This window comes from Mesorhizobium sp. B2-8-5 (assembly GCF_006440675.2).
GTDB lineage: Bacteria > Pseudomonadota > Alphaproteobacteria > Rhizobiales > Rhizobiaceae > Mesorhizobium.
This window is the reverse complement of the sequence record NZ_CP083951.1, coordinates 3,396,021-3,415,843: the sequence shown is the minus strand read 5'-3', so window position 1 is coordinate 3,415,843 and position 19,823 is coordinate 3,396,021. Positions and strand designations below refer to the sequence as shown.

Here is a 19,823-nt window from a genome sequence, read left to right as displayed (position 1 = left end):
CTCAGATGCCCTCGCCCGATTTGACCTTGCGGATTTCCATGCCCGTCGCCGGCGTGCGGCCGACCTGCGCGGCGATCGACTGCCGCTTGACGCCTTCCTTGTGGCGCAGCGTCAAGACGATGGCGCCGATCATGGCGACCAGCAGCACCAGGCCGGAAATCTGGAAATAATAGAGGTAGTCCGTATAGAGGATGTCGCCGAGCGCCGCCGTGTTGGAGCGCGTGGCGAGATCCGGCGTTGCCTTGGCGACCGTCGAGGCAAGCTGCGGCGCAAATGTGTAGCCGCCGAGCACGACGATCAGTTCCGCCGCCAGGATCAGCCCGACCAGCGCGCCGATCGGCGCGTATTGCAGCGCGCCCTGCTTCATCTCGGCGAAGTCGACGTCGAGCATCATGACGACGAACAGGAACAGCACCATCACCGCGCCGACATAGACGACGAGCAGGATCATCGCCAGGAACTCGGCGCCGGTCAGCATGAACAGGCCGGCGGCGTTGAAGAAGGTGAGGATCAGGAACAGCACGGAATGCACGGGGTTGCGCGACGAAATGACCATGAAGGCCGACGCCACGGCGATAAAGGCGAAGAGGTAGAAAAAGGCCGCCTCTAATCCACTCAGCATGGGTTCCCCCGGGTTCCTGTCGGATTGGACATTCGCCCTCTCCATTGTCTGTGGCTTCGTTCCGCCTCCGGTAGCGAAGCCGCGTGTTCCTTAGACGAGGCCCCTCGCCCCGTCCATGCGTCAAATGTCAGCGATAGGGCGAGTCGAGCGCGATGTTGCGCGCCAGCTCCCGCTCCCAGCGATCGCCGTTCGCCAGCAGCTTTTCCTTGTTGTAGTAAAGCTCCTCGCGCGTCTCGGTCGCGAATTCGAAATTCGGCCCCTCGACGATGGCGTCGACGGGGCAGGCTTCCTGGCAGAAGCCGCAATAGATGCATTTCACCATGTCGATGTCGTAGCGCACGGTGCGGCGCGTGCCGTCATTGCGGCGCGGCCCGGCTTCGATGGTGATGGCCTGCGCCGGGCAGATCGCTTCGCAGAGCTTGCAGGCGATGCAGCGTTCCTCGCCGTTCGGGTAACGGCGCAGCGCATGCTCGCCACGGAAGCGCGGGCTGGTCGGCCCCTTCTCATGCGGATAGTTGATCGTTTCCTTCGGCGCGAAGAACTGGCGCATCGAAAGGAAGAAGGCGCTGACGAAATCCTTCAGCAGCAGCGACTTTGCGGCCTGGGCCAGAGCACTCATTCAGCACCCCCAAATAATTGAATTGCGGCGACAGCGCCAACAAACCCGAACAGGATCGGCATCATAAAGCGATACGCAACTCGCGTGAGCGACGCCACTTTCCGCATGTCCCAACCAAATACGGGAACTTGATAATTTGCGGAGATCCTCTGTCCCTGCTGTCGCAACACGTAAGGCAGCACAACAACATTGCCGAGAAAGGCAACAAGTAAGCCAGCAACAGCTCCCACAAAACCTGCGGAGATATCGCCCATCACGCAAACCCTGTGATCTTGAGGAAGGCCGCGGTGGCCACGACCATGAACAGCGAGATCGGCAGGAATACTTTCCAGCCCAGCCGCATCAGCTGGTCGTAGCGGTAGCGCGGCACGAAAGCCTTCACCATCGAGAACATGAAGAACATCAGGCAGATCTTCAGCACGAACCAGATAACGCCCGGTACCCAGGTGAAGGGCGCGAAGTTGAACGGGGGCAGCCAGCCGCCGAGGAACAGGATGGTCGCCAGCGCGCACATCAGGACGACGGCGACATACTCGCCGAGGAAGAAGAGCAGGAACGGCGTCGACGAATATTCAACCATATGGCCGGCGACGAGTTCCGATTCCGCCTCCACAAGATCGAAAGGCGGGCGGTTGGTCTCGGCCAGCGCAGAGATGAAGAACACCACGAACATCGGCAGCAGCGACAGCCAGTGCCAGTCGAGGAAGGTGTTGGGCAGGCCGAGCTTGGTGCCGAGACCGTCCTGCTGCGACATGACGATGTCGGAGAGGTTGAGCGAGCCGACGCAGAGCAGCACGGTGACGATGACGAAGCCGATCGAGACTTCGTAGGACACCATCTGCGCGGCCGAGCGCAGCGCGCCGAGGAACGGGTATTTGGAGTTCGAGGCCCAGCCGCCCATGATCACGCCGTAGACCTCGAGCGAGGAGATGGCGAAGACATAGAGGATGCCGACATTGATGTTGGCGATCGCCCATCCCTCGTTGACCGGAATGACCGCCCAGGCCGAGATCGCCAGCACCGCCGACACCAGCGGCGCCAGAAGGAACACGCCCTTGTTGGCGCCCGACGGGATCACCGGCTCCTTGAAGACGAATTTCAGAAGATCGGCAAAGGCCTGCAGCGTTCCCCACGGACCGACGACGTTCGGGCCGCGCCGCAATTGCACCGCCGCCCAGATCTTGCGGTCGGCATAGAGCAGGTAGGCGACGCCGATCAGCAACACGACGATGAGGAGCACCGACTCGGCCAGAATCCAGAGCGCCGGCGCCACATAGAGGAAGAAGAAGGTTTCCATGCTTATTCCGCCGCCTGCTTGAAGCCGCTCTTGGCCAACGCCGAGCACTCGGCCATCACGGCCGACGCCCGCGCGATCGGGTTGGTGAGATAGAAGTCCTTCACCGGCGAGGTGAAAGTGCCCTTGTTCAGCCGGCCGCCGAGCTTCGCCGCCTTGGCGACATCGTCGGCGCTGCCGGCCAGCACCTGGTCGATGCGGGCGAGATGCGGGAACTCGCCATAGAGCTTGGCGCGCAACTGCGCCAGCGAATCGAAGGGCAGCTTCCTGCCGAGCACGTCGGAGAGCGCCCGCAGGATCGCCCAGTCCTCGCGCGCCTCGCCAGGGGCGAAGCCGGCGCGGTTGGTCTGCTGCACGCGGCCTTCCGTGTTGACATAGGTGCCGGACTTCTCGGTGTAGGCGGCGGCCGGCAGGATGACATTGGCGCGATGCGCGCCGGCATCGCCATGCGTGCCGATATAGACGACGAAGGCGCCGCCGGTCCTGGCCATGTCGATCTCGTCGGCGCCAAGCAGGAAGAGCACATCGGTATCGCCCAGCATGCTGGCGACATCCTTGCCGCCCTCGCCCGGCACGAAGCCGACATCGAGGCCGCCGACTCTTGCCGCGGCGTTGTGCAGCACGGCAAAGCCGTTCCAGTCGGCGGTGACCGCGTTGACAGCGGCCGCGAGCTTTGCCGCCTGGCCGAGCACCGCCGCGCCGTCCGTGCGCGCCAGCGCGCCCTGGCCGACGATGATCAGCGGATGCGTGGCCTTGCTCAGCACCTCGAAGAATTTGCCGTTGCCGTCGGCGAGGCCCTTCAGGGATTCGGGGCCGGCGCCGATCAGCTCATAGTCATAGCGGGTGTCGCCGATCTCGCCGATCACGCCGACCGGCAGGTTGCCGACGCGCCAGCGCTTGCGGATGCGGGCATTGAGCACCGAGGCTTCGAAGCGCGGATTGGCGCCGATGATCAGCACCGCGTCGGCCTGCTCGATGCCTTCGATGGTCGGATTGAAGATGTAGCTGGCGCGGCCGAGCGACGGATCGAGCGCGGCGCCATCCTGGCGGCAGTCGATGTTCTTCGAGCCGAGCGCCGCCATCAAAAGCTTGAGCGCGTAGATTTCCTCGACCGCCGCGAGGTCGCCGGCGATCGCGCCGATCCGCTCGGGCGTCGCCTTGCCCACCTCGTCCTTGATGGCGGCGAAGGCTTCCGCCCAGCTTGCCGGCGCCAGCTTGCCGTTCTTGCGCACATAGGGGCGGTCGAGGCGCTGCGTGCGCAGACCGTCCCAGATGAAGCGGGTCTTGTCGGAAATCCACTCCTCGTTCACCTGTTCGTTGACGCGCGGCAGGATGCGCATCACCTCGCGACCGCGGCTGTCGACGCGGATCGCCGAGCCGACTGCATCCATGACGTCGATCGATTCCGTCTTGGTCAGTTCCCACGGCCGCGCCTGGAACGCGAACGGCTTTGAGGTCAGCGCGCCGACCGGGCAAAGGTCGATGACATTGCCCTGCAGCTCGGAGGTCATCGCCTGTTCGAGATAGGTGGTGATCTCGGCATCCTCGCCGCGGCCGATCAGCCCGAGCTCGGAAATGCCGGCGACCTCGGTGGTGAAGCGGACGCAGCGCGTGCAGTGGATGCAACGGTTCATCACCGTCTTGACCAGCGGGCCGATATACTTGTCTTCGACCGCGCGCTTGTTCTCGTGATAGCGGGAGGAATCGACGCCGAACGCCATCGCCTGGTCCTGCAGGTCGCACTCGCCGCCCTGGTCGCAGATCGGGCAATCGAGCGGATGGTTGATCAGCAGGAATTCCATCACGCCTTCGCGGGCCTTCTTGACCATCGGCGTGTTGGTGAAGATTTCCGGCGGCTCGCCATTCGGGCCGGGACGCAGGTCGCGCACGCCCATGGCGCAGGACGCCTGCGGCTTGGGCGGACCGCCCTTCACCTCGATCAGGCACATGCGGCAATTGCCGGCGATCGACAGCCGCTCGTGGAAGCAGAAGCGCGGCACTTCCGCGCCGGCGTCCTCGGCCGCCTGCAGCAGCGTGTAATGGTCGGGTACCGTGATCTCTTTCCCGTCGACCTTTAGCTTTGCCATTCGCCTCAAATCCCTGCGGATGTCCGCAATCTATCTTTCCGGGCGCGGCTTGAGCCGCGCCCGGTATTTCAATTCACTTGGCCGCGAGCGCCGCCGCTTGCGCAGTCCAGTCGTCGCGGCCGATGCGGCCGGCGAGCGACAGATAATCTTCCACCCAGGCGATCTCTTCCGACGTCCAGGCGGCGATCTGGCCATAGGTCCAGATGCCGAGACCGTTGAGCACCTTCTCCAGCTTCGGTCCGATGCCCGAAATCGCCTTCAGGTCCGAAGGCTTCGCCGGCTTGTCGACGGCCTTCGGCTGCCTGAAATCCTCGGGCATCAGCCCGGTCGCGGCCGGTTGGGCGACAATATCGGCCCCGGTCGCGTCGAGCGCCTTCTCGGTCGCGTTCGCCGCGATGTCGGTCACATCCTTGGCGAAGGTCTGCGCCTTGGCGATCAGCGTCTCGGTCGCCTTGCGCGCCTTGGACGCGTTGGCGGCCGCTTCGCTCTGCGCCTCGAGATCGTCGAGGAACGGCTGGAACATGCGCTGCGAAGCTTCCAGCGCGCCGGTGAAGGCGCCCATCCACATGCCGACGGCATGGTTGGCGAGACCGATGCTGAGAGCCGACATCGCCGCGGCACCCGCGACCGGATGCGCCAGAAGGTTGACGGCACTGGCCATCTCCTTCGGCATCATCTTGGTCAGGTCCTGGTTCATCTTCTCGAGTTGGTCCAAATCAGGCATGAACGGGTAGGGTATCGAATACGGCGCCATAGAAATCTCCTGGTCGTTTCTTCGTGTGCCCGCCCCAGTTTTTCAGTCTTCGGGCCAAGCCCGTATTTCGAAGTCTTATTCCGCCGCGACCATCACCGGCTCGGCCCGGTGCGCGTTGCGCGAAAACTCGTCGATGCGGCGTTCCACCTCGCCGCGGAAATGCCGCATCAGGCCCTGGATCGGCCAGGCGGCCGCGTCGCCCAGCGCGCAGATCGTGTGACCCTCGACCTGCTTGGTGACGTCGAGCAGCATGTCGATCTCGCGCTTCTGCGCCTCGCCGCGCACCAGACGCTCCATCACCCGCCACATCCAGCCGGTGCCTTCGCGGCACGGCGTGCACTGGCCGCAGCTCTCATGCTTGTAGAAGTAGGAAAGCCTGGCGATCGCCTTCACGATATCCGTCGACTTGTCCATGACGATGACAGCAGCCGTGCCGAGGCCGGATTTGAGGTCGCGCAGCGCATCGAAATCCATCGGCGCGTCCATGATCTGCTCGGCCGGCACCAGCGGCACCGAAGCACCGCCCGGGATGACCGCGAGCAGATTGTCCCAGCCGCCGCGGATGCCGCCGCAATGCTCCTCGATCAACTCGCGGAACGGGATCGACATCGCCTCTTCGAAAGTGCACGGATTGTTGACATGGCCCGACACGCAGAACAGCTTGGTGCCGGCATTGTTCGGGCGGCCGAAGGACGAGAACCAGGCGGCGCCGCGGCGCAGGATGGTCGGCGCCACCGCAATCGACTCGACGTTGTTGACGGTGGTCGGGCAGCCATAGAGGCCGACATTGGCCGGGAATGGCGGCTTCAGCCTCGGCTGGCCCTTCTTGCCTTCCAGGCTTTCGAGCAGCGCGGTCTCCTCGCCGCAGATATAGGCGCCGGCGCCGTGATGCATGTAGACTTCGAAGTCGTAGCCGGAGGTGTTGTTCTTGCCGATCAGCTTGGCCGCGTAAGCCTCGTCGATGGCGCGCTGCAGCGCCTCGCGCTCGCGGATGAACTCGCCGCGCACATAGATGTAGGCGGCGATCGCGCCCATGGCGAAGCCGGCGACCAGCGCGCCCTCGACCAGCGTGTGCGGATCGTTGCGCAGGATATCGCGGTCCTTGCAGGTGCCGGGCTCGGATTCATCGGCGTTGATGACGAGATAGCTTGGCCGGCCGTCGCTCTGCTTCGGCATGAACGACCATTTCAATCCGGTCGGGAAGCCGGCGCCGCCACGGCCGCGCAGGCCGGACGCCTTCATCTCGTTGACGATCCAGTCGCGCCCCTTGGCGATGAGGCCAGGCGTATCGTCCCAGATGCCGCGCGACTGCGCGCCAGCCAGCGACGTGTCGAAGAGGCCGTAGATGTTGGTGAAGATGCGGTCTTTGTCCTGAAGCATTTTTCGTCCCTCAGACCGGCTTCTTGCCGAAGACGCGGATGTATTCGGCGACGCCGCCCTTGGCGAGCGCCTTGGCCTGTTTCACCCAGTCGTCGCGATCGATGCGGCCGTGGAAGCTGAGATAGCCGTCGACCCATTCGCGCTCGGCCTTCTTCCAGGAGGCGACCTGCGCGAAGGTGTAGATGCCCAACGAATGCAGGGTGCCTTCGATCTTCGGGCCGACGCCGGAGATCAGCTTGAGATCGTCGACCGTTGCCGGGCGCTCGATGCCGGCGGGCCGGTTATTGTCGTCGAGCGAAGGTTTGGCTGTCTTGGCGACAGGCTGCTTGGTTTCCGGCGCCTTGAAAGCGGAGGCCGGTTCGGCCTTTGTCTTCGGCCCGCTGCGTGGCTTGGAAACCGCTTCGACTTCCGGATCGGCTTGGTTGGCGTTGGCGGCCGAATGGCGCGGCGCCCTGACGCTGGCGCCGTTCTCGGTGGCCGGAGCGACCTTGACCGGCGACGGCGTGTTGAGCGCCGGGCTGGTTTCAGCCGCATGGGTCTTCGGCTTGCTGGATTTTGACGGCGCAACCGGGCCTGAGGCGGCCGGCGCCGAAGCTGCTGGCGCAGCGGATGCCGGTGCTGAGGCAGGTGCCGCCTGCGAGACGACGGCGGCAGGAGCAGCCGGTGCTGCCGCGGCGGCATCCTTGGCGGCTTTCGCCGCCGCCTTGGCTTCCTTGTCACGCGTCGATTTCAGGATCGCCTTTTCGCTGGTCAGCGTCTTCAAGCCACCGGCCGGCTCGGAGCCGTGGCGGCCGTTCTGCGGTCCAGGCTTGACCTCGGCGCCCTTGCCGGCATCGTAGAGATCGATGATTTCGGCCAGCCGCTCGGGCGTCAGGTCCTCGAACGTGTCCTTGAAGATCATGACCATCGGCGCGTTGACGCAGGCGCCGAGGCATTCGACCTCCTCCCACGACAGCGTGCCCTTGTCGTTGGTGTGGAACTGGTCGTGATGGATTTTTGACCGGCACACATCCATCAGCGCTTCCGAGCCGCGCAGCATGCAGGGCGTGGTGCCGCAGACCTGGATATGGGCGCGGGTGCCGACCGGATTGAGCTGGTACTGCGTGTAGAAGGTCGCGACTTCGAGGCCGCGGATGCGCGGCATGCCGAGCATGTCGGAGATCGTCTCGATCGCCGCCTTGGTGACCCAGCCTTCCTGCTCCTGCGCGATCATCAGCAACGGGATGATAGCCGACTGTTCGCGACCCTTCGGGTATTTGGCGATCCACTGCTGCGCCGCCGCCGCGTTCGCCTTGTTGAAGGCAAAGGAGGCTGGCTGGACACTGGCATCTGCGAGACGGCGGACTGACATTTAGCGATCGACCTCACCAAACACGATGTCGAGGGAGCCAAGCACCGCGGTGACGTCGGCCAGCATGTGGCCGCGGCACAGGAAGTCCATGGCCTGCAGATGCGCGAAACCGGGCGCACGCAGCTTGCAGCGATAGGGCTTGTTGGTGCCGTCGGAGACCATGTAGACGCCGAACTCGCCCTTCGGCGCCTCGACGGCCGCATACACCTCGCCGGCCGGCACGCGATAGCCCTCGGTGTAGAGCTTGAAGTGGTGGATGAGCGCTTCCATCGATCGCTTCATCGCCTGGCGCTTGGGCGGCACCACCTTGCCGTCGAGGTTAGACACCGGGCCGGCGCTTTCCTTGCCGAGCAGGAGATCGACGCACTGGCGCATGATCTTGGCCGACTGACGCATCTCTTCCATGCGCACCAGGTAACGGTCGTAGCAATCGCCGTTCTTGCCGATCGGGATGTCGAAATCCATCTCGGAATAGCATTCATATGGCTGCGACTTGCGCAGGTCCCAGGCGGCGCCCGAGCCGCGCACCATCACGCCCGAAAAGCCCCAGGCCCAGGCGTCGGCCAGCGACACGATGCCGATATCGACATTGCGCTGCTTGAAGATGCGGTTGCCGGTCAAAAGCGCATCGAGATCGTCGATCGACTTCAGGAACGGATCGATCCACTTGCCGATATCCTCAACCAGCTTCTGCGGCAGGTCCTGGTGCACGCCGCCCGGCCGGAAATAGGCCGCATGCATGCGCGAGCCGGAGGCGCGCTCGTAGAAAACCATCAGCTTTTCGCGCTCGACGAAGCCCCACAGCGGAGGGGTCAGCGCGCCGACGTCCATCGCCTGTGTCGTCACATTGAGGATGTGCGACATGATACGGCCCATCTCGGAATAGAGCACGCGGATCAACTGACCGCGCTTCGGCACCTCGATGCCGAGCAGCCGCTCGGCGGCCAAAGCGAAGGCATGCTCCTGGTTCATCGGCGCGCAATAGTCGAGCCGGTCGAGATAAGGCACGGCCTGCAGATAGGTTTTGGCCTCGATCAGCTTTTCGGTGCCGCGGTGAAGCAGCCCGATATGCGGATCGACGCGGTCGACCACCTCGCCGTCCAGTTCCAGCACCAGGCGCAAAACGCCATGCGCCGCAGGGTGCTGCGGACCGAAGTTGATGTTGAAGTTGCGGACAGAGGTTTCAGCCATTGTGGCGCCTCTGGCGAAGAGTCAGTAGTGAGTAGTGAGTAGTGACCATCAATCTCAATGCCTGCTTCATTCCGCCTGCTTGGCCTGCACGGTTCTGATCAGAGATCGCGTCATTTTTCCAATCTCTTCGCACCGCAGTAGCAGTTCAGTCTCGTTATCTCTTGCCAGCATACCGATCCGGCACGCCAGCAATATGTGCGTTTCCAGTTCCTTCAACGAACCCTGTGCCATGCGCAGAAATTGAACGAAAGAACCTCTATTCTCACGACCGTACCCTTCAGCGATATTCGCGGCGATAGATACCGCCGAGCGGCGCATCTGGGAGGTCATTCCATAGATCTCGTCTCTCGGAAAACCTTTGGTGACGCGGTAACAATCCTCGGCAAGGACCATCGCCGATTGCCACACCACCAAGTCGCGATAAGATTCGATCTTTTTTCCCAATTCCTTCCCTACTGACTACTCACTACTTCCCCACTCACTGTTTCGCCTTCTCATCCCCGGGCAGGACGTAGTCCGTCCCTTCCCAAGGAGAAAGAAAATCAAAATTGCGGAATTCCTGCTTGAGCTCGACCGGCTCGTAGATGACCCGCTTGGCCTCGTCGTCGTAGCGAACCTCGACGAAGCCGGTCAGCGGGAAATCCTTGCGCAGCGGATGGCCCTCGAAACCATAGTCGGTGAGAATGCGGCGCAGGTCTGGATGGCCCGAAAACAGCACGCCGTAAAGGTCGTAGGTCTCGCGCTCGAACCAGTCGGCACCGGGATAGACGCCGGTCAGCGACGGCACCAGCGTCTCCTCGTCGGCCTGGACCTTGAGCCGGATGCGCACATTCTGCTTCGGCGACAATAGGTGATAGACGACGTCGAAGCGCCTGGCGCGCGACGGGTAGTCCGCTCCGCAGACGTCGATGATCGAGATGAACTGGCAGCGCGGATCGTCGCGCAGGAAGGTCGCTACCTCGATCAGATTGCCCGGTTCAACCGAAACCGTCAGTTCGCCGTAGGCAAGCACGGCTTCGCCGATGCGGCCGGAGAGCTTCTCGCCGAGATAGGTGGAGAGTTCGTTCAACGCCTGGGTCATCGGCTCACCGTTCGATCGTGCCGGTGCGGCGGATCTTCTTCTGCAGAAGGAGAATGCCGTAGAGCAGCGCTTCCGCGCTCGGCGGGCAGCCGGGCACATAGATGTCGACCGGCACGACGCGGTCGCAGCCGCGCACCACCGAATAGGAATAGTGGTAATAGCCGCCGCCATTGGCGCAGGAGCCCATCGAGATGACGTAGCGCGGCTCCGGCATCTGGTCGTAGACCTTGCGCAGCGCCGGGGCCATCTTGTTGGTCAGCGTGCCGGCGACGATCATGATGTCGGACTGGCGCGGCGACGCGCGCGGCGCGACGCCGAAGCGCTCCGAGTCATAGCGCGGCATCGAGGTGTGGATCATCTCGACCGCGCAGCACGCGAGGCCGAAGGTCATGAACATCAGCGAGCCGCTGCGCGCCCAGGTGATCAGCGCTTCGGTCGAGGTGACAAGGAAACCCTTGTCGGCCAGTTCATTGTTGATTTCGAGGAAGAAGGGATCGTCCTCCCCCACCGGCCTGCCGGTGTTGGGGTCGATGATGCCCTTGGGCTTCGGCGCGACGAGGGTGCCTGAACTGTCGTTCAATCCCATTCCAGCGCTCCTTTTTTCCATTCATAGGCAAAGCCGATGGTCAGCACCGCCAGGAACACCATCATCGACCAGAAGCCGAGCATGCCGACCTTGGAGAAGGAGACCGCCCACGGGAACAGGAAGGCGACTTCGAGATCGAAGATGATGAACAGGATCGACACCAGGTAGAAGCGGATGTCGAATTTCATACGGGCGTCGTCAAACGAGTTGAAGCCGCATTCATAGGCGGAAAGCTTTTCCGGGTCGGGATTGCGGTAGGCCACCAGGAACGGCGCTATGAGCAGCGCAAGGCCGACGACCAGCGCCACGGCGATGAACAGGACGATCGGCAGATATGAACTCAGGAGTGCGCTCATGCGGCGGCTTTCCTTAGGCGGGCAGTTCACTTTGATTACAGCAACGAACTCTAATGCGGAAGCGTGACAGTTTAACCGCTGAACCGTTTTAAGGGGCCCATGCTGCAACGCGGCGAGGGTTAGCGCAGCGGTTTCGGTGACGCAAGTCAAACCTTGTTCAATTCGCGACCCTGGACGCCTTATCGGAAGAAACTGGTCCGATCCGCTCCTGTTTGATTTCCTTCGCTTTTTACTCCACTTTTCTCTCCTGACATATCTCCCGCCATTTGCCTGCTAGCATCGCCGGAATCACCGGCTAAAAATCCGGCAAATGATCAGCGCAAGGGCGCCTTGATGAAGGACAAGATTTCGCTGGCCATGGCGAGGCGCATTGCGCTCGGAGCACAGGGGTTCAACGACCCTAGGCCCGGCGGCGTTCCGGATCGCCGCCACCTTGCGCGCGTGCTTTCACGAACCGGCCTGTTGCAGATCGATTCCGTCAGCGCTGTGGTGCGTGCTCATTATATGCCGCTCTATTCTCGCCTCGGCCCCTACCCGCTTGCGCTGCTCGACAACGCCGCGGTCACCCGCAAGCGCGCGGTCTTTGAGTATTGGGCGCATGAGGCGTCGTTCCTGCCTGTCGAAACCTACCCTTTGATGCGCTGGCGCATGCTGCGCGCCGAGCAGGGCGACGAGATGTATCTCGGCCTGGCGAAATGGGGCCGGGAGCGTAAGGCGATGATCGACGAGATCTATGCGCAGGTCGCCGAACGCGGCCCGATCGCCGCGTCCGACATCGAAGGCCACAAGGGCAATGGCGGCTGGTGGGGCTGGAGCGAGGCCAAGCACGCTTTTGAATGGCTGTTCTGGGCCGGACGCATCACCACCGCCTACCGGCGCGGCTTCGAACGCTATTACGACCTGCCCGAGCGCGTTTTGCCGCAGGCCGTACTCGACCTGCCGGTACCCTCGGTCGAGGACGCGCATCGCGAATTGCTGCGCATCTCGGCCCGCGCCCATGGCATCGCCACCTATGGCGACCTTCGCGACTATTTTCGTCTCGCGCCGGGCGATACGAAAGACCGCATCGAGGAACTGGTCGAAGCGGGCGAACTGCTGCCTGTGAAGGTCGAGAGCTGGGACAAGACCGCCTATCTCCACAAGGACGCCCGCTTTCCACGCCGGATAGAGGCCCGCGCCCTGCTCGCCCCCTTCGATCCCGTCGTCTTCGAGCGCACCCGGACGGAAAAACTCTTCGGCTTCCGCTACCGCATCGAGATCTACACGCCGGCCGAAAAGCGCCAATACGGCTACTACGTGCTGCCCTTCCTGCTTGGCGACCGCATCGTCGCCCGTGTCGATCTGCGAGCCGATCGGCCGGCGAGCGTGCTGCGCGTCCATGCCGCCTTTGCAGAGGCCGGCGCCCCCGCCGAAACGGCGGCCCAACTCTTCGACGAACTGCAGCAAATGCAGGGCTGGCTCGGCCTGGGAGCGATCGAAGTGACGCCGGCCGGCGACCTCGGGCCGGCGCTGGCCGACATCGCGGTGTCGTAGCCGTGCGTTGACAGGCACCCGGCCGTAAGCCTAAATCCGCCGCAGACGGTCTTCTCCCGGCAAAGGGAGGAGCCAAGAGGGAATGCGGTGCGGGCCAACGCCCAAATCCGCGGCTGTCCCCGCAACTGTAAGCGACGAGCCCCGGCCGAAAACCACTGGGATGTTCCCGGGAAGGCGGCCTTCAAGGCGACGACTCGCGAGCCAGGAGACCTGCCGTCTGAAACTTTAAGTATCCGAATGCCCGGCGGGTTTTCCGGGCAAGGAGCCTGGTTTTGGATCGTAACGGCAGTTTCCCGGCAAACAGTGCGGATATTTCGTCCGAGCCCGACGCGCTGGCCGGCGTGACCGTCATCGTCTGCTCCTCTTGCCGCGACGAAACCGGCTCGGACGGCCATCCGCGTGCCGGCGCGCTGCTCGCCGAGGACACGCGCCGGGCTGCCTCCGGCGAAAACATCAACATCCGCACCGTCGAATGCCTCGGCAATTGCAAGCGCCGGCTGAGCGCCGCGCTGCTGCGCGACGGCTGCTGGAGCTATGTCTTCGGCGATCTGACCCCGACCAGCGGCGCCGACCTCATCACCGGCGCAAAGCTCTTCGCCATCTCGACCGACGGCCTGGTCCCCTGGCGCGGCCGGCCCGACTCTCTCAAGCGCGGCCTGGTTGCCCGCATTCCTCCCCTCGACATGCTGAAGGACTGACCATGAACGCTTCCGTTTCTCGTGTTCCCTGCACCGTCGTCACCGGCTTCCTCGGCGCCGGCAAGACGACGCTGATCCGCAACCTGCTCGAGAACGCCAAGGGCAAGCGGCTGGCGATCATCGTCAACGAGTTCGGTGATGTCGGCATCGACGGCGAGATACTGAAAGGCTGCGGCGTCGACACATGCCCGGAGGAAAACATCGTCGAGCTCGCCAATGGCTGCATCTGCTGCACCGTGGCCGACGATTTCGTGCCGGCGCTCGACCAGATCCTGTCGCTCAACCCCAAGGTCGACCACATCCTGATCGAGACCTCCGGCCTCGCTCTGCCGAAGCCGCTAGTCCAGGCCTTCCAGTGGCCGACGGTCAAGAGCCGCGTCACGGTCGACGGGGTCGTCGCCGTTGTTGATGGCCCGGCGCTGGCCGACGGCCGCGTCGCTTCCGACATGGATGCCCTGCAGGCCCAGCGCGCCGCGGACGTGACGCTCGACCATGACGATCCGGTCGAAGAGGTATTCGAGGACCAGATTGCCTGCGCCGACCTGATCATCCTGTCGAAGAGCGACCTGATGGATGCGGCCGGATCGCAGCGCGCCAACGCCGTCATCGGCAAGCACGTCGCGCGCGCCGTGAAGATCGTTCCGACCGCGCAAGGCAAGGTCGACCCGTCGGTGCTGCTCGGCCTCGGGCTCGCCGTCGAGGACGACATCGAGAACCGCAAGACCCACCACGACGACGAGCTCGACCATGAGCATGACGATTTCGATTCCTTCGTCATCGACGTCCCGTCGGTCGCCAATCCCGATGAGTTGGCCAAGCGCGTCGCCCTTGCCGCCGAGCAGGAAAACGTGCTGCGCGTCAAAGGCTTCGTCGAGGTTGGTGGCAAGCCGATGCGTCTCTTGCTCCAGGCCGTTGGCCCGCGCGTCAACCACTACTACGACCGCGCCTGGACGGCGGATGACGATCGCCGCTCGCGGCTGGTCGTCATCGGCCTCAAGGGGCTGAACCGCCCGGCGATCGAGCGTATCCTCGCCGGCTGAGGCTAAGACCAAAAAGCGATGCATATTCTCACCACGACATCCGCTTCGCTCGACGATCTCGCCGAGCCGGTCGACCTCAGGCAGACGCCTGCGGATGTGGTGGCCCTGTCCTTCACCGACAGCGACCTCGCCGGTCTGGCCGCCGCCTGGAAGGCGGATGCGGAGCGGCTACCCTCGATGCGGCTGGCGGCCCTTCGCGACCTTCGCCATCCGATGTCGGTGGACCTGTGGATCGACAGCGTCGCCCGTCACGCCAAGGTCGTCCTGGTGCGCATCCTCGGCGGCTATGAGTGGTGGCGCTATGGCTGCGACCAGCTCGCTGCGGTCGCGCGCGAGCGCGGCATCAAGCTGGCGCTGCTGCCCGGCGAAAGCCATGACGAGGACCAGCGCCTGATCGAAGGCTCGACCCTGCCGCGCGCCGAGCTCGACGCCCTGCTCGGCTATTTCCGCGAAGGCGGGCCGGCCAATATGGCGGCGCTGGTGCAAAGGCTGGCAAAGCTTGCGGGGGCTGAGGCGGCCGTGGTTGATGCGGTCAGTGTGCCGAAGGCGGGGTATTATGAGCCGGGAGTTGGTGTCGTCGAGAAGTCGAACGTTTCAAGGGTCGGCATTCCTTCGCACCCCCCTCTGTCCTGCCGGACATCTCCCCCGCAAGGGGGGAGATCAGCCGTCACCCAAGCCGGCTCTATCTCTGCTTCGTCAAATATCGAGCTAGCTGAAACATCTACAGTTGGCGAAACCGTCGACCACAGAGCAATCTCCCCCCTTGCGGGGGAGATGTCCGGCAGGACAGAGGGGGGTGTGACGCAACTCGGCGTCGACAATTTCGCAGTCGTCCCCATCCTCTTCTACCGTTCCATGCTGCTTGCCGCAGACATCGCGCCGATCGACGCTCTGGCGGAAGCGTTGAAGCAGCAAGGCATGGCCCCGGTGCCGATCTTCGTTTCCAGCCTCAAGGATCCGGCGTCTCTCGCCTTCGTCGAAAACGCGATCGCCTCGCTGAACCCGGCCGCCATTGTCACCGCGACCGCCTTCGCCTCCGGCGCGGAGCCCGGCATCGAGACTCTGTTCGACCGCGCCGGCGTGCCAGTGTTCCAGGTCATCGTCGCCACAACGAGACGCGAGGTCTGGGAAAAGAACCAGCGCGGCCTGGCGCCCGCCGATCTCGCCATGCACGTTGTATTGCCCGAGCTCGACGGCCGTATCCTCGCCGGCGCCATCTCGTTCAAGGGCGAGGTCGAAACCGACCCGGCGCTCGCCTTCCGCGCCTTCGCCAACCGGCCGGAGGCCGATCGCGTCGAGCAGGTCGCCAGGCGGATCGCTGCCTTTATCCGCCTGCAGCGGACCGAGCGGGCCGAGCGCAAGCTGGCGATCCTGATCCCCGATTATCCCAGCGCGCCCGGGCGGACCGGCTATGCCGTTGGGCTTGATGTGCCGTCAAGCGTGCTCGCCATGCTGCATGACCTGAAGGAACAGGGCTACGTGGTTGAAGCGATTCCGCAATCGCCGCGGGAGTTGCTCGATGCGCTGGAGGTTGGTGGGCTTGGCCTTACGTTGACGGATTACGTTGCCTTTTCAGCGGAACTGCCGAGGGAAGCGCGAGCTTCAGTTGAGGTGGCATGGGGCATGGCACAGGACCAGATAGGTTCGCGCGAGGCACCCCCCTCTGTCCTGCCGGACATCTCCCCCGCAAGGGGGGAGATCGGCAGTTCCGCCGAAGGCGCCATTCCTGCAACTCCGACAATTGGCGAAAGCGGTGGCGACAGATCAATCTCCCCCCCTGCGGGGGAGATGTCCGGCAGGACAGAGGGGGGTGTTCAAGCGCCGACCTCGGCAACCTTCCCCTTCCGCGCCGCCACCTTCGGCAACGTCACCGTGGCGCTGGCCCCCGACCGCGGCCGCTCGGCCGACCGCCGCGCCGATTACCACGACCCGACACTTCCCCCGCGCCACGAGTTGATCGCCTTCGGCCTCTGGCTGCAAAAATCGCTCGGCGCGCATGCCATCATCCATGTCGGCGCGCATGGCACGCTGGAATGGCTGCCAGGCAAGACGGTGGCGCTATCCGACACCTGCTTCCCCGAGATCGTCACTGGGTCGTTGCCGGTCATCTATCCCTTCATCGTTTCCAATCCCGGTGAGGCCGCGCAGGCCAAGCGCCGCATTTCGGCCGTCACGCTTGGCCATCTGCCGCCGCCGCTGACCGGCGCAGGCCTCGACGAGGTCCAACAGAAGCTGGAGCGCTTGGTCGATGAATATGCCCAGGCCGACGGCCTCGACCGCCGCCGCCGCGACCGTCTGGCTAGGCTGATCGTCGAGACGGCGCAAAGGACCGGCCTGGCCTCCGAAGCCGGCGTTGCCGGCACAGACGCTCCGGACGAAGCGCTGCGCCGCATCGACGCCTGGCTCTGCGACCTCAAGGATTTCGCCGTCAAGGACGGGCTGCATGTCTATGGCCGCGCACCGGAAGACGAAGCCGACCCGCTGCGCCGGCAAAGCGCGGCGGCCGAAATAGCCAACCTGCTCGCCGCGCTCGATGGCCGCCACATCAAGGCCGGCCCTGCCGGCGCCCCGGCGCGCGGTCGCTCCGATGTGCTCCCCACCGGCCGCAACCTCTTCACCTCCGATCCGCGCACAATGCCGACGCCAACCGCCTATGACCTCGGCCAGGCGGCGGCGGAGGAAGTGGTGCGCAGCTATATGCAAAGCCATGGCGACTGGCCGCGCTCGCTGGTCATCGACCTCTGGGGTTCCGCCTCGTTGCGCACCGGCGGCGAGGAGATCGCGCAAGGTCTGGCGCTGATGGGCTGCCGGCCGCAATGGGATGCCGCCACCGGCCGCGTCACCGGCATCGAGGTGCTGCCGCCGGCCACGCTCGGCCGCCCGCGCGTCGACGTCACCTGGCGCATCTCCGGCCTGTTCCGCGACATGTTCCCGACCCAGATCGCGTTGATCGACGCCGCTGCCAACGCGGTCGCCAGCCGCGACGAGGACGATACCGAGAACCCGCTCGCCGCAGCGACGCGCGCTCAGGGGAAGATCAGCCCGCGCATTTTCGGCACCTCACCGGGAACTTATGGCGCCGGCGTCGAGGACTTGCTGTCGCGCGGCGAATGGGGCGCGCGCGAAGAGATCGGCCGTGCCTATCTCGACGCCACCTCGCACGCCTATGGCGGCGCCGATAGCGAAGCGATCTCGGCGCCCGGCGCTTTCGAAGGCCGGGTCGCCGAAGCCGATCTCCTCATCCACACCGGCGACGATCCGGGCCGCGACATCCTTGAAGGCTCGGCCGACGTCGCCTTCATCGGCGGCTTTTCGGCCGCCCTTGCCGCGCTCGGCAGGAATGCCGACGTCATCGTGCTCGACACGACCGACCCGAAAAAGCCGAAGCCGCGTTCGGTCGGCGAAGCGGTATCGCGCGTGGTCCGCGCCCGTGCCGTCAACCCGCGCTTCATTGCCGGCCAGATGCGCCACGGCCCGCGCGGCGCCTCGGAATTCGCCGAAACGGTCGACCGTCTGGTCGGCTTCGCCGAAACCACGCATGCCATTTCGGGCGCGCTGATCGAGGCGGTGCATGACGCCTATATTGGCGACCCGGAGGTTCGCGCCTTCATCCTGCGCGAGAATCCGGCGGCGGCGAAGGTCATCGCCGAACGGTTCCTAGCCGCCCGTCGGCGCGGCCTATGGCACCCGCTGCGCAATTCCATCGACGACGGTCTCGCGGCCTTGATCGCCGAAGCCCAGGCAGGCGGGGTGGCGGCATGAACGCCTTCTCGCGCCGTGGCGCTTGCCCTGCTCTCAGCGCGCCGATGCAGACCGGCGACGGGCTGCTGGTGCGGCTCAACCCGGTCGCTGGAGGAATTTCGCCGAAGTCGCTGATCGGGCTCGGCGAATCCGCCTTGCGTCACGGCAACGGCATCATGGAGGTGACGGCGCGCGGCAACCTGCAGATTCGTGGTTTGACGGCCGAAAGCGCCCGGTTGCTGGCGGACGAAGTGGATGCGCTGGGCATCGCGGTGCGCACCGGAGTGCCGGTCGAGACGGGGCCGCTGGCTGGGATCGATCCGGAAGAGAACGCCGATCCGCGGCCGGTGGCGGAGCGGATCAGGGCGGCGATTGAAGAGGCCGGGTTGACGCCACGGCTGGGGCCGAAGGTGTCGGTGGTTGTCGATGGCGGCGGACAGCTGACGATGGATGCCGTGACGGCCGATGTGCGGCTGAAGGCGGTGGGGGCTGGCGGCGATGTTCTTTGGAGCGTGTCGGTTGCTGGCGACGGGCGCAGTTCAAGGCCGCTCGCGACGATCGATGCCGATACATCCCGCGACATCGCTGTGGCGGCACTACGGATGGTTGCCGAAAAGGGACGCGAAGCGCACACGCGCGATTTGTCGGAGAGACAGCTTATTTCACTCGCAAGTTGGCACTCCGTCACCCCCCTCTCTGTCCTGCCGGACATCTCCCCCTCGAGGGGGGAGATTGGCAATTCCCGCGCCGGCTCTCCACTTTCAGCGTTGGAGATTGGCGAAAGCCGCGGTGACAAGGCAATCTCCCCCCTTGAGGGGGAGATGTCCGGCAGGACAGAGAGAGGGGCGCAGGAACGCCAGCCCGCGAGAAGTCCCATTGCCCTATTCAGTCTAGGCAGCAACACCGCCCTCGGTATCGCCCTGCCCTACGGCAGCATGCCGGCGCAAAACCTCATCGATCTCGCCAGCGAAGCCTCACACCTCGACGCCACCGAAATCCGCCTCGCCCCAGGCCGCGCCTTGCTCTTCCTCGGCCTCTCCGCCCCCTCCTCCCTGCAAACCTCCGCCGCCACCCTCGGCTTCGTCACCGACCCCACGGACCCACGCACCCGCATCGCCGCTTGCCCCGGCACGCCGGCCTGCGCTTCCGGCCGTATCGCCACGCGCGCCATCGCCGAAACCATTGCAAAACAAAGCCCCTGCCTCATCGACGCCTCGCTGACGCTCCACGTTTCCGGCTGCGCCAAGGGCTGCGCGCATCCCGGCGCGGCGGCACTGACCTTGGTCGGCGACGAAAACGGAGCCGGACTTGTCGTGGACGGGACGGCAAAGGCCCTTCCTGCCGCGTACAGGCCGGGCTATGACGCCGCGCGCGGCATCGTCGGCATCCTTGCCGCGCTGCGCGCGCAACGACATCAGGGCGAAACCGCTTCCGCGTGCCTCACAAGGCTTGGCGCGGCCGGCATCGCCGAACTCTATCGACGGAACTGA

General features: G+C 64.7%; 18 protein-coding genes and 1 riboswitch. Of the genes, 5 read left to right on the top strand and 13 right to left on the bottom strand.

Annotated elements, in window-relative coordinates:
* Window position 1 precedes the first annotated feature (1 nt).
* The 13 genes from FJ430_RS16520 to FJ430_RS16460 form a co-directional block, all read right to left on the bottom strand.
* Entirely contained in the window at window positions 2–622 is a 621-nt protein-coding gene (locus tag FJ430_RS16520; RefSeq protein WP_140683782.1) for an NADH-quinone oxidoreductase subunit J, read from the bottom strand.
* 127 nt (window positions 623–749) lie between these two features.
* Window positions 750–1,241 carry an NADH-quinone oxidoreductase subunit NuoI gene (nuoI, locus tag FJ430_RS16515; RefSeq protein ID WP_042643165.1) on the bottom strand — a complete coding sequence of 164 codons (492 nt, stop codon included), beginning with the start codon at window positions 1,239–1,241 and terminating at the stop codon, window positions 750–752.
* Window positions 1,238–1,495, bottom strand: coding sequence for a hypothetical protein (locus FJ430_RS16510; protein ID WP_140653627.1), 258 nt, complete (start codon window positions 1,493–1,495; stop codon window positions 1,238–1,240). Before FJ430_RS16510 ends, nuoI begins: the two co-directional genes overlap by 4 nt.
* Complete coding sequence (gene nuoH / locus FJ430_RS16505; RefSeq protein ID WP_140705693.1) at window positions 1,495–2,538, bottom strand: NADH-quinone oxidoreductase subunit NuoH; 1,044 nt, start codon at window positions 2,536–2,538, stop codon at window positions 1,495–1,497. The genes FJ430_RS16510 and nuoH overlap by 1 nt, the downstream gene beginning before the upstream one ends.
* A gap of 2 nt (window positions 2,539–2,540) precedes the next feature.
* The gene (gene nuoG, locus FJ430_RS16500) at window positions 2,541–4,622 is read right to left on the bottom strand and encodes an NADH-quinone oxidoreductase subunit NuoG (RefSeq protein WP_140705695.1); all 2,082 of its coding nucleotides are present in this window, start codon (window positions 4,620–4,622) and stop codon (window positions 2,541–2,543) included.
* A 73-nt stretch (window positions 4,623–4,695) separates the two neighbouring features.
* Window positions 4,696–5,376 (bottom strand): NADH-ubiquinone dehydrogenase, encoded by a 681-nt coding sequence (locus FJ430_RS16495; RefSeq protein ID WP_140653632.1) that lies wholly within the window; start codon window positions 5,374–5,376, stop codon window positions 4,696–4,698.
* 75 nt (window positions 5,377–5,451) lie between these two features.
* Window positions 5,452–6,756, bottom strand: a complete 1,305-nt coding sequence (nuoF, locus tag FJ430_RS16490) for an NADH-quinone oxidoreductase subunit NuoF (RefSeq protein WP_140653634.1) — start codon at window positions 6,754–6,756, stop codon at window positions 5,452–5,454.
* A 10-nt stretch (window positions 6,757–6,766) separates the two neighbouring features.
* Window positions 6,767–8,107, bottom strand: coding sequence for an NADH-quinone oxidoreductase subunit E (locus tag FJ430_RS16485; RefSeq protein WP_140705698.1), 1,341 nt, complete (start codon window positions 8,105–8,107; stop codon window positions 6,767–6,769).
* Window positions 8,108–9,298, bottom strand: coding sequence for an NADH-quinone oxidoreductase subunit D (locus FJ430_RS16480; RefSeq protein ID WP_140705700.1), 1,191 nt, complete (start codon window positions 9,296–9,298; stop codon window positions 8,108–8,110).
* A 66-nt stretch (window positions 9,299–9,364) separates the two neighbouring features.
* On the bottom strand, window positions 9,365–9,691 hold the full coding sequence (locus tag FJ430_RS16475) for a four helix bundle protein (RefSeq protein ID WP_413467879.1): 327 nt from the start codon (window positions 9,689–9,691) through the stop codon (window positions 9,365–9,367).
* Window positions 9,692–9,776: 85 nt separating this feature from the next.
* Window positions 9,777–10,379, bottom strand: coding sequence for an NADH-quinone oxidoreductase subunit C (locus FJ430_RS16470; protein ID WP_140644311.1), 603 nt, complete (start codon window positions 10,377–10,379; stop codon window positions 9,777–9,779).
* Window positions 10,380–10,383: 4 nt separating this feature from the next.
* Entirely contained in the window at window positions 10,384–10,965 is a 582-nt protein-coding gene (locus FJ430_RS16465; RefSeq protein ID WP_015317338.1) for a NuoB/complex I 20 kDa subunit family protein, read from the bottom strand.
* Window positions 10,956–11,321 carry an NADH-quinone oxidoreductase subunit A gene (locus FJ430_RS16460; RefSeq protein ID WP_140644309.1) on the bottom strand — a complete coding sequence of 122 codons (366 nt, stop codon included), beginning with the start codon at window positions 11,319–11,321 and terminating at the stop codon, window positions 10,956–10,958. Before FJ430_RS16460 ends, FJ430_RS16465 begins: the two co-directional genes overlap by 10 nt.
* Window positions 11,322–11,654: 333 nt before the next feature.
* Here FJ430_RS16460 and FJ430_RS16455 point away from each other — a divergent pair, with 333 nt between their 5' ends.
* The 5 genes from FJ430_RS16455 (at window position 11,655) to cobG (ending at window position 19,823) form a co-directional block, all read left to right on the top strand.
* Window positions 11,655–12,854, top strand: coding sequence for a winged helix-turn-helix domain-containing protein (locus FJ430_RS16455; RefSeq protein WP_140705704.1), 1,200 nt, complete (start codon window positions 11,655–11,657; stop codon window positions 12,852–12,854).
* 29 nt (window positions 12,855–12,883) lie between these two features.
* Window positions 12,884–13,087, top strand: a riboswitch (cobalamin riboswitch).
* A gap of 39 nt (window positions 13,088–13,126) precedes the next feature.
* Entirely contained in the window at window positions 13,127–13,552 is a 426-nt protein-coding gene (locus tag FJ430_RS16450) for a DUF1636 family protein (protein ID WP_140705712.1), read from the top strand.
* A 2-nt stretch (window positions 13,553–13,554) separates the two neighbouring features.
* Window positions 13,555–14,592 carry a cobalamin biosynthesis protein CobW gene (cobW, locus tag FJ430_RS16445; protein WP_140705721.1) on the top strand — a complete coding sequence of 346 codons (1,038 nt, stop codon included), beginning with the start codon at window positions 13,555–13,557 and terminating at the stop codon, window positions 14,590–14,592.
* 18 nt (window positions 14,593–14,610) lie between these two features.
* Complete coding sequence (locus FJ430_RS16440; RefSeq protein WP_140705730.1) at window positions 14,611–18,354, top strand: cobaltochelatase subunit CobN; 3,744 nt, start codon at window positions 14,611–14,613, stop codon at window positions 18,352–18,354.
* Window positions 18,351–19,823: a precorrin-3B synthase gene (cobG, locus tag FJ430_RS16435; protein ID WP_140705737.1), complete on the top strand. Its 1,473-nt coding sequence runs from the start codon at window positions 18,351–18,353 to the stop codon at window positions 19,821–19,823. The genes FJ430_RS16440 and cobG overlap by 4 nt, the downstream gene beginning before the upstream one ends.

Bases quoted from the DNA above. Each gene is read 5' to 3' on its own strand.
- FJ430_RS16485 (WP_140705698.1), bottom strand. From the start codon at position 8,107: ATGTCAGTCCGCCGTCTCGCAGATGCCAGTGTCCAGCCAGCCTCCTTT.
- FJ430_RS16470 (WP_140644311.1), bottom strand. From the start codon at position 10,379: ATGACCCAGGCGTTGAACGAACTCTCCACCTATCTCGGCGAGAAGCTC.
- cobW (WP_140705721.1), top strand. From the start codon at position 13,555: ATGAACGCTTCCGTTTCTCGTGTTCCCTGCACCGTCGTCACCGGCTTC.
- FJ430_RS16510 (WP_140653627.1), bottom strand. From the start codon at position 1,495: ATGGGCGATATCTCCGCAGGTTTTGTGGGAGCTGTTGCTGGCTTACTT.
- nuoI (WP_042643165.1), bottom strand. From the start codon at position 1,241: ATGAGTGCTCTGGCCCAGGCCGCAAAGTCGCTGCTGCTGAAGGATTTC.
- FJ430_RS16440 (WP_140705730.1), top strand. From the start codon at position 14,611: ATGCATATTCTCACCACGACATCCGCTTCGCTCGACGATCTCGCCGAG.
- cobG (WP_140705737.1), top strand. From the start codon at position 18,351: ATGAACGCCTTCTCGCGCCGTGGCGCTTGCCCTGCTCTCAGCGCGCCG.
- FJ430_RS16520 (WP_140683782.1), bottom strand. From the start codon at position 622: ATGCTGAGTGGATTAGAGGCGGCCTTTTTCTACCTCTTCGCCTTTATC.
- nuoG (WP_140705695.1), bottom strand. From the start codon at position 4,622: ATGGCAAAGCTAAAGGTCGACGGGAAAGAGATCACGGTACCCGACCAT.
- FJ430_RS16480 (WP_140705700.1), bottom strand. From the start codon at position 9,298: ATGGCTGAAACCTCTGTCCGCAACTTCAACATCAACTTCGGTCCGCAG.
- FJ430_RS16475 (WP_413467879.1), bottom strand. From the start codon at position 9,691: ATGGTCCTTGCCGAGGATTGTTACCGCGTCACCAAAGGTTTTCCGAGA.
- FJ430_RS16495 (WP_140653632.1), bottom strand. From the start codon at position 5,376: ATGGCGCCGTATTCGATACCCTACCCGTTCATGCCTGATTTGGACCAA.
- FJ430_RS16460 (WP_140644309.1), bottom strand. From the start codon at position 11,321: ATGAGCGCACTCCTGAGTTCATATCTGCCGATCGTCCTGTTCATCGCC.
- nuoF (WP_140653634.1), bottom strand. From the start codon at position 6,756: ATGCTTCAGGACAAAGACCGCATCTTCACCAACATCTACGGCCTCTTC.
- FJ430_RS16465 (WP_015317338.1), bottom strand. From the start codon at position 10,965: ATGGGATTGAACGACAGTTCAGGCACCCTCGTCGCGCCGAAGCCCAAG.
- nuoH (WP_140705693.1), bottom strand. From the start codon at position 2,538: ATGGAAACCTTCTTCTTCCTCTATGTGGCGCCGGCGCTCTGGATTCTG.
- FJ430_RS16455 (WP_140705704.1), top strand. From the start codon at position 11,655: ATGAAGGACAAGATTTCGCTGGCCATGGCGAGGCGCATTGCGCTCGGA.